The sequence below is a fragment of the Fictibacillus iocasae genome (assembly GCF_042665465.1).
GTDB classification, from domain to species: Bacteria; Bacillota; Bacilli; order Bacillales; family Fictibacillaceae; genus Fictibacillus; species Fictibacillus iocasae.
In genome coordinates this window covers 1-12,443 of record NZ_JBHTCP010000011.1, presented here as the reverse complement: position 1 = coordinate 12,443, position 12,443 = coordinate 1, and the positions used below count along the sequence as shown (strand labels likewise).

The 12,443-nt window shown below is 46.7% G+C and carries 13 protein-coding genes and 1 pseudogene; 3 read left to right on the top strand and 11 right to left on the bottom strand.

Translation table 11 applies throughout. From position 1 onward, the window contains the following. Window positions 1-322: 322 nt before the first annotated feature. From ACFQPF_RS05635 to ACFQPF_RS05600, 8 genes are all read right to left on the bottom strand, one after another. On the bottom strand, window positions 323-655 hold the full coding sequence (locus tag ACFQPF_RS05635) for a YolD-like family protein (protein ID WP_379747440.1): 333 nt from the start codon (window positions 653-655) through the stop codon (window positions 323-325). Between the two features lie 17 nt (window positions 656-672). Then, the gene (locus ACFQPF_RS05630) at window positions 673-1,932 is read right to left on the bottom strand and encodes a Y-family DNA polymerase (RefSeq protein ID WP_379747438.1); all 1,260 of its coding nucleotides are present in this window, start codon (window positions 1,930-1,932) and stop codon (window positions 673-675) included. A 281-nt stretch (window positions 1,933-2,213) separates the two neighbouring features. Continuing rightward, on the bottom strand, window positions 2,214-2,957 hold the full coding sequence (locus tag ACFQPF_RS05625; RefSeq protein WP_379747436.1) for an HAD-IIB family hydrolase: 744 nt from the start codon (window positions 2,955-2,957) through the stop codon (window positions 2,214-2,216). Next, complete coding sequence (locus ACFQPF_RS05620) at window positions 2,920-4,161, bottom strand: glycosyltransferase (RefSeq protein WP_379747434.1); 1,242 nt, start codon at window positions 4,159-4,161, stop codon at window positions 2,920-2,922. Before ACFQPF_RS05620 ends, ACFQPF_RS05625 begins: the two co-directional genes overlap by 38 nt. Window positions 4,162-4,254: 93 nt before the next feature. Then, window positions 4,255-4,782, bottom strand: coding sequence for a DUF2179 domain-containing protein (locus ACFQPF_RS05615; protein ID WP_379747432.1), 528 nt, complete (start codon window positions 4,780-4,782; stop codon window positions 4,255-4,257). A 293-nt stretch (window positions 4,783-5,075) separates the two neighbouring features. After that, window positions 5,076-5,870 carry an SDR family NAD(P)-dependent oxidoreductase gene (locus tag ACFQPF_RS05610; RefSeq protein WP_379747431.1) on the bottom strand — a complete coding sequence of 265 codons (795 nt, stop codon included), beginning with the start codon at window positions 5,868-5,870 and terminating at the stop codon, window positions 5,076-5,078. Then, on the bottom strand, window positions 5,867-6,835 hold the full coding sequence (locus tag ACFQPF_RS05605) for an MBL fold metallo-hydrolase (RefSeq protein WP_379747430.1): 969 nt from the start codon (window positions 6,833-6,835) through the stop codon (window positions 5,867-5,869). Before ACFQPF_RS05605 ends, ACFQPF_RS05610 begins: the two co-directional genes overlap by 4 nt. Before the next feature lie 123 nt (window positions 6,836-6,958). After that, window positions 6,959-7,303 (bottom strand): DUF3889 domain-containing protein, encoded by a 345-nt coding sequence (locus ACFQPF_RS05600; protein WP_379747428.1) that lies wholly within the window; start codon window positions 7,301-7,303, stop codon window positions 6,959-6,961. Between the two features lie 140 nt (window positions 7,304-7,443). On the opposite strand from ACFQPF_RS05600, the gene ACFQPF_RS05595 reads away from it, so the two are divergent. From ACFQPF_RS05595 to namA, 3 genes are all read left to right on the top strand, one after another. Next, window positions 7,444-7,605: a hypothetical protein gene (locus ACFQPF_RS05595; RefSeq protein WP_379747427.1), complete on the top strand. Its 162-nt coding sequence runs from the start codon at window positions 7,444-7,446 to the stop codon at window positions 7,603-7,605. Window positions 7,606-7,689: 84 nt separating this feature from the next. Then, on the top strand, window positions 7,690-8,436 hold the full coding sequence (locus ACFQPF_RS05590; protein ID WP_379747425.1) for a glycerophosphodiester phosphodiesterase: 747 nt from the start codon (window positions 7,690-7,692) through the stop codon (window positions 8,434-8,436). 72 nt (window positions 8,437-8,508) lie between these two features. Further along, window positions 8,509-9,525, top strand: coding sequence for an NADPH dehydrogenase NamA (gene namA, locus ACFQPF_RS05585; protein WP_379747423.1), 1,017 nt, complete (start codon window positions 8,509-8,511; stop codon window positions 9,523-9,525). Window positions 9,526-9,842: 317 nt separating this feature from the next. Here the strand turns inward: namA and ACFQPF_RS05580 are convergent. From ACFQPF_RS05580 to ACFQPF_RS05570, 3 genes and pseudogenes are all read right to left on the bottom strand, one after another. Next, window positions 9,843-9,974: pseudogene (locus tag ACFQPF_RS05580) on the bottom strand (ribonuclease Z); the annotation flags it as partial. A 38-nt stretch (window positions 9,975-10,012) separates the two neighbouring features. Next, window positions 10,013-10,651, bottom strand: coding sequence for a phosphatase PAP2 family protein (locus ACFQPF_RS05575; RefSeq protein WP_379747421.1), 639 nt, complete (start codon window positions 10,649-10,651; stop codon window positions 10,013-10,015). Between the two features lie 123 nt (window positions 10,652-10,774). Next, on the bottom strand, window positions 10,775-11,959 hold the full coding sequence (locus tag ACFQPF_RS05570; RefSeq protein ID WP_379747419.1) for a DNA polymerase IV: 1,185 nt from the start codon (window positions 11,957-11,959) through the stop codon (window positions 10,775-10,777). Window positions 11,960-12,443 lie beyond the last annotated feature (484 nt).

Genomic DNA, 12,443 nt, shown 5'->3' with positions numbered 1-12,443 from the left:
ATTGTTTGAATGTTATCTTACAGTGACATTTAGATGGCCTTAACTTTATCTGCTTTGAATACCTCATTAAAAAGTTGATCGGAGTGAAAGGTGCCGACTCCTCGAAATGAAAGGCACATTTTCTTGCGTTTGATGTCTTGCTGCGACGCCTTCCTTATCCAGCTAGTGGGAGTGAGACAGGTGAGACCTTCCAAAGGCGCTTGGCTAGCGGATGGCGTGCACCTGTAACGGAGATCAACAGCTTCTTAGAATTCTAAAAGCGAAAGCAGTGTAAAAGGTTTGTCTTGTCAACGCTTTACATTCAAAAAATGAGGTTCAGCGCTTATTCGCTGAACCTCATTTCTGTTATAGACGCGGTCTTGACCGCTGCGCGCTGCCCGGAAACCGTTATGATCCGGATCTCTTTTTTTATTTCATCCAGAAAATGGACGGCACCCTCTACCTGAACGATTCTCCCGTCTTTATAACAGTCAATGCGAAGCATGCGGTTTTCTGCCATCGCCTCGCACAGCAGCTCCTCCCATTCTTCCTGCTTCTGCTCATCCATATGCGGCTGTTCCATTCTGTCCGCTTCCTCTTCATGTGTCCGCAGCAGCTTCACATGCTCAGGAAGCATCATGGATGTCCATTTTATATTCCCTCTGTCGCGGATCATCCTGTTTTAAGCCCCCTTCATGCCTTATGGCCGCCAAGAAGCGTGCTTCTATGGCGCGCTGTTCCCGCTTTCGTGTATGAAACAGCTCGCAGAAGCGACGAATAGCCATGCTTTTGCCGGATCTCATCCATCACATATCCAAGCTTCCTCTTTTTCGGCTGATCAAGTTCGAAGAGATTAAGCTGTGTTTCGCTGTCTTGGCAAACGTTTGATAAAGAGATAGATATTTTTCGAACCGTCTCATTCCGATAAAAAGCATGGAACAGATCGAGGCACACGCCGTACAGATCCATCGTAATGTTCGTCGGCTGCTCCATCGTTTTTGACCGGTAAAAACCGCCTCCGCCTTCATCGCGGCTGTATCCGATTCCGAGGCTGACCGTACGCCCGGCACGGCCTGCGCGGCGGGCGCGCCGTGCCACCTCTTCACACATCTCTAAAATGACATGCTTTACTTCTTGTGGATCATGATAATCACGCATCAGAATCTGGCTTTTCCCATAGCTGATCTGCCCTTGCAGAATCGGCGCTCCGATTTCAGAAAGATCAGCACCCCATGCATGATAATAAAGCTGGCTTCCCATAATGCCGAACTTCTTTTCGAGCAGATCCAGCGGGTAATGAGCCAAATCCTTGACGTTCATGATTCCCATCCGGTTCAGCGTTTTCTCTACCCGAGAGCCAATTCCCCACATTTTGCTCAGAGGCGAGATGCTCCAAATTTTATTCGGCACATCATCATACGTCCATTCAGCAATTCCTTCTGCTTTTGCCTCAAGATCGAGACAGAGCTTTGACATGAGCATATTTGGTCCGATGCCAATGGCACACGGCAGTCCAAACTCCTGCCAAATATCCCGGCGGATGCGTTCGGCGAGCATATGCGGACTCCCCCAAAGCCTTTCTGTCCCATCTGCTTGGATGAAGCTCTCGTCCACACTATACGTATGAATGGATTCTTTTGGCACGAACCGGTTCAACAGCTTCGTAATCTCCATGGAACGCTCCAAAAAGAAGGCCATTTGAGCGTTCACGACGACGATGCGCGGGTCTTTCGGCAGCTCGAACAGCCGGTTTCCCGTGCGGATGCCAAAGTCCTTCTTCATCATCGGAGAGGCAGCAAGCACCACACTCCCCTGCCGCTCTGTATCCCCGACCACCGCCAGATGACAGGTAAGAGGGTTCAGCCCGAGGCGTACCGCCGCACAGCTTGCATAAAAACTTTTCATATCTAAACAAAGAATTGACCGCTTCGGAAGCTTACTATAATCAAGCACCTTGCCACTTCCTTTCTAAAGAACACTTTTCTGCCGCCTTAATAGACTTTTGATGGCTGTTCCCCTTTCAGCCATCAAAGTTGCCAGTCGAAAGGGGAACGCTCGTTCTTATTATTATGTATACCCATTTTAACCGAATATATGTTCTTATCACAATGGAAAAATTTTTCACCTTTTTTTCTTCTGCTTGATGAGGAAAAAATCACGGCGAAACCGAGAAGATTCTGCTGCTAACAAAAGAAAAAGAAGCGTTCTTTTCTGATGAGAAAAGAACGCTTCTTTCATTTTGCAAGCCGGGTATCTGTTCGGCTGAAATAATGCTTCCATCCTTCCAGTATGCCAGCGGCACAATGACCTTTCGCACGGTAGATCAAATCGCCGCTCACATTTTTCAGCTCCTCCTGGCAGTTGCCGACAATGACAGCAGGATAGGGCAGCAACAGCATATCAAGGTCATTCCCAGAATCACCAGCGATCAAGACATTCGCGTCCTGCCATTTTTTCTTTTGTATCAAATAAGACAAGGCTTTTCCTTTACCAGCTTGTAAGGGAAGAATATCGACATCTCGTCCCGAGCTGTAGACAAACTGATGAGGGATGCGGGAAGAACGAAGAGCTTTTTCTAACTCCTCCGCACACGTATGATCTTCTGCGAAAAACGAGACACGGCACGAAACAGGAAGCTCCTGTTCACGAAGTCCTTCTATCTGTCGGGCAGCGGCGCGCACCCGTTCAGGCTCCCATCCTTCCTCGATCTTCGCTTTCCACTCGTTTCCGATTTCAGAATCAGAAAAATCATGAAGTGCCGACCCGACGTCTGTGATAAGAACTTCCGGAAACGGCAGTCCTTCCTCGTCAATCAGCTGTTTTGCAGATTGCAAATGGCGGCCCGTTACATAGACAAGAGTGACATTCTCCTCTAGACTTTCAAAGTGAAGAAGAAGCTTGCGAAGCTCTTCTCCTTCTCCGACAAACGTGCCGTCAAGGTCAGTAGCTAGAAGATGTGAAACGCTTTTTTGCGGCATGGGAGAGAACCTCCTTGTAGCTTGTCTCAATTTTCTGCGCGATTGCAGGCCAGCGGAACACATGGTCAGCACGTCTTGCTGCCTGCTTGCCGAGCCGGCTCGTGATCAGTTCGTTCTGAAGTAGGATTTCGAGGGTAAGAGCAAGATCTTCCACATCATTCGGACGGACAAGCAGACCGGTCTCTCCTTCCGCGACGACATCCTGCAGTCCGCCCACACGAGAAGCGATTACGGGGCATCCGCATGCTTGAGCCTCAGCTGCCACCATGCCGAACGATTCATAATACGAAGGAACCACACTGCATGTTGCCGCACTGAAATAAAGAGCAAGCTCCTCTTGATTTTTCGGTCCTAAAAACGTGACCTTATGTTCTAATCCTTTAACGAGCGCGCGATATTCTTCATGTACCGGCATCCCGTCCGAGTCAATCTGATCGCGGTCTCCGCCGATCAAGTATAGCTTCGTTCCCTCTGGCAGATCGCCGACCTTTACAAGATAGCGGAATGCGTGAAGAAGCGTCTTAACCCCTTTCGTCTCTTCTAGACGCCCTGCGTAAACGATATTCTGTCCAGTGATACCAAGCTCCTGTCGGACATTTTTTTGCGGATAGGGCTTGAATGCCGGAGACACCCCGATTGGGATAATATCAACGGGAGCAGGCTGTTTCACGAATTCATAGATCAGTTTTTTTTCATTATCCGTTGTCGCGATCACACGGTTTGCCGAACGAAGGATTCCTTTTTCATAGGAAAGCCTTCGTTCGTCTGCCTCACCTGTCGCCTTTTGGCGTGCGATTCCGAGAGAATGCGACGTATGGATGAAAGGTATATTGTATTTTCTGCGCAGCTGCCGCGCAAGAATTCCAGAAATCCAATAATGCGAATGGATCAGGTCATATTGATCGAGGGGAAGAATCTCTTCCATCTCTTTGAAAAAAGCGGGCATCATCTCAAATAGTTCATTTTTGGATACAAAGCCTTTATATCCAGCCATTATGCGGATAACACGGGACCGTTCACCGAACGCCTCCACTTGAGGTGCGTTCTTGTCGCACCAATGAGTCGCGACGTCAACTGTCCAGCCTCTTTTTTCAAGCGATAGAGCAAGCTGGCGAACGTAATTATTCTGCCCGCCGGCTTGGCTGCCTCCAAGTTTTGCAAGAGGGTCACCGTGATCGGATATCATAAGCACATATTTTTTCATCGTGTTTTCCTCTTTTCTCTCTGTCGGTTATAAGCTACTTATTCCCTTTTCTTCAAAATAACAAACGTTAAACAGTATAATAGCCCTATGCGTTTAGGACTTTTTTCCTTTGCTCGCTGCAAAAAAGCCGCCGACTGTCTGTCGTGAATCGTAAATAGACACATAGGCAGAAGGGTCAATTTTCCCGATTTCTTTAAGCATGGCATCAAGCCATTTTCTTTTAGCGTGAACGTTGATTACTTTTTTAGGGCCTGAGAGACCTTCCGCAGGAATGACCGTAACTCCGAGCCCTCTATTGCGTGCCATTTGAATCAAACTTTCGGATTCTGTTTTCGAGATCACTTGAACAAGCACGTTTCCGAGTGCTGCCTTACCTTCGAGCCACCCTCCAACATAATTGCCAAACGCGAATCCTAGACAATAAGCGAGGATAGGCAGAGGCGAATCCAAACTGTTCATCACCTTGCTCAATACGACGACAAAAATGAGCACTTCAAAAAAGCCGATAACCGCCGCTAGAAATTTCTTTCCTCGTACAAGCAGGATTGTCCGGAAGGTAGCGAGACTCATGTCGCATACCCTAGAAAGAAAAATGGCAATAAGCCATACCACGTCTCCCACATGACCACCTCCATAAGCAGTACGTACCCTGCTCTCATCAAAGAAAACCTAGGTTTATTTGGAAATCCCAATGGCGCTAAAAAATTTTAAAGAAAACTTGGCTGACGCCAAGCCTTTCGCGTCAGCCTAAGATACACGTATACTTTACTTTCCTAATTTTTTTGACTGCATCAAATTTCTTCTCTGGTAAAAAATTATGCTTTTTTAGCGTGTAAAAAAGCAGCCGTGACTTATTGCATAAGTCACGGCTGCTTTAAAAATGCGCCCTTACAGTTAACATAATAAAATTATAGTCACTTTTGTTTGAATGCTTTTCCGCCTATTTTTTCGACAACTGACGGCATAAGCTGATATAGGCGGCTGCCGATGCCCATCCAGCGCGGCAGGTTAATCTCTCGAACAGGCTTTTCGATTGCCTTCATGATCTCATGGGAAACCGTTTCTGGCTTGAGCATGTATCTCGCCACATTCTTAACATAGTTTCCAGATGTGTCTGCAATAGTGAAAAAGTCGGTCGCGATCGGTCCTGGATTGACGGAGGTAACCGCGATGCCACGATCACCCACTTCCATCCGCAATCCGTTTGTGAAACCTAACACTGCGTGCTTTGATGCGGCATAAACGGTGGATTTTGCCGTCGATATTTTGCCCGCCTGTGAGGCGATGTTAATTATATGTCCTCTGCCTTGTCTGAGCATCACCGGAAGCACTTCTTGCGTGCATGCCATCAAGCCGAGCACATTTGTCTGAAACATCCCTTCCACACTGTTCCATTTCGCTTCATGAAACTCTTCAAAAACCCCAAAGCCGGCATTGTTGATCAACACATCTACTGACGGAAGATTCTTTAGAAGCTGCTGAAACACGTGTTTCACTTCGCTGCGGTCTGTGACGTCCAGTTTTATGGTGATCGGAATGGTGTTGGTATGATTTTGTATTAGGTGTGCCACTGTATCTAATTGTTCCGCTCTGCGCGCGAGCAGAACAGGAATGGCCCCTCTTTTTGCACAATCCATGGCGATCTGAGCGCCAAGTCCGCCAGAAGCGCCCGTAATGATAACGTGTTTTCCGTCTAACGATTTTTTCATAGCTTCACCCCTGCCGAATAGTGCTTCACTTTTTCTATCGTAAGCTCATGCATTGCGAGCTTTCTTTCCTCAAGCAAGTCCAGATGCCCAAGGACCTCTGACAGCACAAGCCCCGCTTCTTTTTTATACAAGCGGCCAAACAGTTGAGCCGCGGCCGAAAATGCTGTACTTGGCTCTTCTGTTATGATTCTGAGTATATGCTGAGCTCTTTGTTCATGATCGTTCAGTCTTTGCTCAATAAGAGCGGCAGCATTATGGAACACGTCGCCATGTCCAGGATATACTGTCTGCGGTTCGAGAGTCCGAATATGTTGAAGAGTTTCTCTGTATTGCAGCAATGTCTTTAGCCTTGTAGAACCGTCAAGGTCAGGCTCTATGAGCGCATTGGATGATATGTGCGGCAGCAGGACATCGCCGCCGATCAGCTCGCTGGAAGCCGAGTTATAAAGCGCTATATGATCAGGTGAATGTCCTGGAACATAAAGAACCTCCCACTCTGGCAGGATCGAGAGTGATGAGCCGAAAATAATCATGTCAGGAAGAAATGACGGGCAGAAGCTTCTGTAATGCTTCAACTTCTTCAGCTCATGTTCCCCAAGGTCTTGCGGCATTCCGTGGGTCTTGTACAGCTTGCTGTAAAACGATAGCCGGCTTTCGTAAAAGGCGGAATCATCGCTGAAAAAAGGGACACTACCCGAACTAGCCACAATTTTCGTCCCAAATTCGCTTTGCAGCCAATGAGCGAGGCCCGCGTGATCTGGGTGATAATGTGTTATGACGGCAGCCTTGATGTCCTGCATCTGATACCCGGCGTGGCATACTTCCGCAGTGAGTGCTTCTTTTGCATCTTTTGTAAATGGCCCGCCATCGACTAGTACTAGCTCTTTTCCATCCACAATCAAATATGCGTTTACGTCCCCTACGGCAAAAGGGGTGGGAACCGTTATTTTAATAATGCGATCCATGATTTATGTACTCCTTTACCAGCATTCCTGAAAAGCTTTAATGATTCTAAAGAAAAGTATACCATTCTTAGCCCAGATAAACGTTAAAGAGAGCTCCTGCAGATACAGGAGCTCTCTTAGTTGTTATTGAGAGGTTTCACGAAACGCGATACGTTTAAGGACACCGCTTTTGGTTATGGTGATGGTCACAATGACTCCCATTTCTCTGCCGTCTTTTCTGAGCCACAATTTAAACGTCTGAATATCGGAATCGGCGTTGGCTGATGTTTTACCGACGTATAAATAATCGACGATATTCCATGCTGGGTATCGTTTCCCTGTTTCAAAAACAGCTAACCGGCCCCATTTTGCGTAAGCCGGCTCCACATAATCAGGCGGGTTTGCTGCCGGAATTTCCTCGGCTGACAGCGGTACAGGAACAGAAAAGAACAAGACGGCGGCTATTGCGGATAAGATCCATTTTTTCATCTGCTTGTCACATCCCTTTTTTTATAGGGTGCGCAATTTGTCTGATATCCAAACTTCTTGTCCCACGATTCGAATTGACATTAACTGGAACGCGCTTTATCATTAAAAGCAAGAAGTTGACCAACAGGGAGGTTAGCCTATTGTCTTCACATACAACAGCGACCAGCCGGATTTCTGAACTGCAAACACAGTTTGAACGTTTCACGAAACGGTCTCTCACGGAAAAGGAACTTCGATTCATTCATTGGATGGCTGAAAAAGGGGCTCTTATTGAACAGCCCACTTTTAAAAAACGCTCGTAGACTCTTTATCCGACTGGATGAAGAGTCTTTTTCTTCTATTTGGGGTACATTGTAAAAAAATGAACTCGTCAGGAGTGAATTGGGATGACACTCATCTTTTCCCATCGGGGAGCATCTAGGGAAGCTCCCGAAAACACGATGTCGGCTTTTAAAAAGGCGCTGGAATGGGGTGCAGAAGGAATTGAGATGGATGTTCAGCTTTCAAAGGACGGCACTCCTGTCATCATTCATGATGAAGTGTTAAAGCGGACGACTGGTGCAAAAGGATCCGTGTGTGACTATCGTGCGAACGAGCTGAGGAAACTAGACGCAGGGAGTTGGTTTCACCCTGACTATGCGGGTGAAACCATTCCTCTACTTGAAGAATTCTTATCGTGGTGTGCGGCTACTCCTCTGCAAATTAACATTGAACTGAAAAACAACATCATCCCTTATGAAGGATTGGAACAGAAGGTGCTTGATCTTGTCCGCCACTATGGACTTTCTGAACGAGTCACATTGTCTTCCTTTAACCATTACAGCATAAAAACACTCCGTACTCTTGATGAGCATATCGATCTGGCACCGCTCTACTCGTCAGGCCTTTTTGAGCCTTGGCATTATGCCCGGTTTTTAGGTGCTCGCAGCGCGCATCCTTATTATAAGACCTTATTCCCTGAAATACTGCAAGGCTATAAAATCGCAGGAATCAATGTTCGCCCTTATACCGTCAATAGCAAAAAATGGCTTTCTTATTTCTTTAAATGGCAGACAGACGCAGTGATCACGGACGACCTGCAGACGGCCATCGAGTTGAGACAAAGAATGAAAGACGCCGCACGTGTTCTGTGAAAATCATGCATATTTTTTTGAAGCAGGCGCTCTTTATGATACGGTAAAAGAAAAACACAGGGAGTGGAGCAGTTGTCAGCTTTATTATTTGAACCGATTACCATCAAACATGTCACGTTGCCAAACCGCATCGTCATGTCCCCGATGTGCATGTATTCTTGTGCCGATGAAGACGGCCGAGCAACAGGATGGCATGTTACCCATTACCAATCGAGAGCAATGGGGCAAACAGGGCTCATTATGCTCGAAGCTTCAGCTGTAACGGAGCAGGGACGAATATCAGCCAATGACCTTGGCATTTGGGATGACAGCCACATAGAAGGATTGAAGATGATTAGTGATGCAATCCACAGTGCTGGCTCTAAATCAGCGATTCAGATTGCTCACGCCGGCAGAAAAGCGATGATCGACGGTCCGATCATCGCCCCTTCTCCTCTTGCGTTCGATGAAAGTATGAAGCAGCCTGAAGAAATGACCTTACAGCAGATCAATGAGACAGTCGCAGCGTTTAAAGAAGGGGCGAGGCGCGCTAAAGAGGCCGGATTTGACGTCATTGAAATTCATGCGGCGCACGGCTATTTGATCAATGAATTTTTATCGCCGCTCACTAACAGGCGCAGCGACTCCTATGGGGGCAGCCAGCAAAAAAGGTACCGTTTTCTTCAGGACATTATCGGTGCGGTAAGAACCGTTTGGGACGGCCCGCTATTTGTCCGCATATCAGCGCATGATTATCATCCAGATGGGAGCACGATTGAGGATTATGCTGTTTTAGCACAATGGATGAAGGAAGACGGCGTCGACCTGATCGACTGCAGTTCCGGTGCCGTCGTGCCAGCCAAGATTCCGGTATTTCCGGGATATCAAGTTTCATTTGCAGAAAAAATCAAAACAGAAGCACAAATTTTAACAGGAGCGGTTGGCTTGATTACGAGCGGACTGCAGGCAGAAGAAATCTTGCGCAACGGCCGAGCCGACCTTGTATTTATCGGCCGCGAGCTGCTTCGCAACCCATACTGGCCGCGGCAGGCAGCCATCGAGCTCCGCACAGAACTGGATCCTCCAAAACAATACGAACGCGGGTGGTAAGCACCGCTGAATGTGAACAGGAAAAGACCGCCTCAGTCTTGATTTTTGACTCTGAGACGGTCTTTTCTTTATACACAGCCAAAAACAGAATACGCAGCAAAATGATGAGCAAGATACGGATTGAGAAATAGAAAACGCACCGATAGATGAGTTGACATGAGCTTTTTGGCTTACGCGGAAACAGCGTTCTTGCTTCTTTTCACTCGTCCTGAAAAGATATGCTTTCCGTTTCGGAGAGCTGATCTTTTCTTCCATTCGGAAAACGGACGGACGAAGAAATACAGAAAATAAAATCCACTTTTTTCCACCTATGCATGAATATACGCTTTGATTCCTTCTGGACCGTAAATCTCCCTTTCATCCTCAGCTTGCATAAAAGAACGGCTGCCTAGTAGTCCAGGCAGACCAAACAAATGGTCACAGTGAAGATGTGGGATCCTGATTTTTTGATTATCCGCGGTGCTTTACTTTTCCTTCATCATTGGCTTTAATCATTCGGTTTTGGCAGCCGCCTGTAAACAGATAATGAAAGCATCAGCCACACTGTTCCGGCTATGAAACCGGCGATGACATCGCTAGGATAATGAACACCCAGATAAACACGGCTCAGTCCCACTAAGAATACAAAAATTCCTGTCAGCACTAACGCTGTTTTTGCTTTCCATTCCGTAAGACAAATGATATTCGTCAACACGATGATGAGAAGGAAAAAGAAAGCCAGCGAGATCATCGCATGTCCGCTCGGAAAACTATAGCCAGGCGCGTCAATGATCGGCTGAAACGCTGGCCGGTCACGTTCGAAAACATCCTTCAGCCAGCTGTTCATATATCGGACTCCAACCAGTGCAGCCGTTAAAAGCAAGGGTTCCGCTGCTCTTTTTTTGACTGTTGCACACCATATCGCAAAGAGAGTCAGCAGGAAAAATTCAGCCGGACGAGAGGCGCTGTCAGATATGAGAATAAATACTTGATCTAGCATTGGGGATTGCAATTGCGATACAGCGTTCATCAACAGGAGGTCATATTTTCGTAAAAAAACGGACTCATAGTATAACGCGAGCAGTGCAAACAAAAAAACGAGTGCACATGCCCCTAACATAGAACGAATACTAGGCATTTTTCTCATGAAAATCCCCCTGTTCCTTAAGGTGACGTCCTCTCAAACTCACTTTCCGTTTCGTGAACGAAGGAATACAGACACAATGCTTACATGGCTCGTTAGTTACCATTGAGACCGCGAGTAAAAACGTCATCCCTTATGATCTTTTCTTCGGAAAATGGAGCGGTCGCCGTGCTTTCTCTTGATCTCTTCCATCACTTCATGAAGGCGGATATTCCTTTCTTCCTTCTCAAGTGTAAAAAGATCAAGCTGATGAACAGCATCTGAAATCGTCTGTACTTGTGAGGCCGAAACCCCGAGCAGACGGACAGGCTCGCTATTCCAATGCTCTTTAAAAAGTCGGACAGCCTCATGCTCAATTTCCTGAGCGGAAGAAACAGGATTTAAAAGCTTCCGGCTTCTTGTAATCGTTTTACGGTCTCCGTATCGAATCGTAATGGTGATGGCAAGACATACAAGCTCTTTGCGGTGCAGCCGGACTGCCAATTTTTCAGATAACGTTTTCAAAACGGGAAGCAGTTCGTGTTCTTGTTCAAAATCGTGAGAAAGAGTGGTTGAACTTCCGACAGACTGATGATCGCTTGCCGCTTCAGGATCAACAAGACGCCCGTCCACTCCGTTTGCCCGCTCTACCATCTTGATTCCGTTAATGCCAAACCGCTGTTTCATCGCATACACATCGGCTTTAGCCAAGTCTCCCACTGTTACGATGCCATACCGGTTCAGCTTTTCTTCTGTCTTTCTTCCGATTCCGTGCATCTCGCCTGTTTTAAGAGGCCAAAGAAGCGACGGTACATCTCTCTTTCTTAAAATAGTGATGCCCATCGGCTTTTTCATATCCGAAGCGGTCTTTGCTAAAAATTTATTGGGTGCAATGCCAATGCTGCAAGGAAGCTGCAGTTCAATCATCAGCTTTTCTTGTATTTTGGACGCGACGTTGACAGGATGATCATCATGTTCGGTAATATCCACGTAACCTTCATCAATGGAAACCGGCTCCACGAGGCTGCTGAATTCTCGCAGCACATCAAACATCCGTGCTGAATAGTCGCGGTAATGTTCAAACGATGGGGGTCTCACAATAAGAGAAGGACACAGCTTTTTCGCCTGCCAAAGCGGCATCGTAGCTTTGATGCCCATCGCTCTTGCTTCATAGCTGCAAGTCACGATGATGCCTTTGCGCTCTTGCACGTTGCCGGCGATAGCAAGCGGCTTTCCTCTGAGCTCCGGATGCAGTGCGGCTTCCACCGAGGCATAAAAGCTATTCATATCAACGTGAAGGATGACTCTTCTCTTTTGTTTGATTCCTTCCATGGTGCATGGACTCCTTTTGCTCGTTCTTTCATTTAGGGCAACATTCTCTACGAAAAGAGCTTTCATTTATTATATGATAGTACCACTTCATCTATATCCAAAAAACACTTCTGTAAATACACTTTGCTTTCTTAGCAAGACATCGCATATATGCTATATAACGCTGACTCTGACTGGTGCAAGCTGAACAATCCTGTTAGCCGCTGCACACTGCAAAAGCGTGTATTTTCGGAAAAACGTAAAGAAAACTTGGCTGACGCCTTTAGTCAGCCTTAGTTGCCCTTATACTTTATTCCTAAGCTTTTTGACTGCGTCGAATTCCTTCCCTGTTAAAAAGTTACCTTTCTTAAAGTGTAAAGAAAACTTGGCTGACGCCTTTAGTCAGCCTTAGTTGCCCTTATACTGATATGAACGAAGCTGTCAATTTGGCCAGCTTCAATAGAGGGAGCGTTTATAGCTTCCTCTATTGTTGTATTTAAGGTTG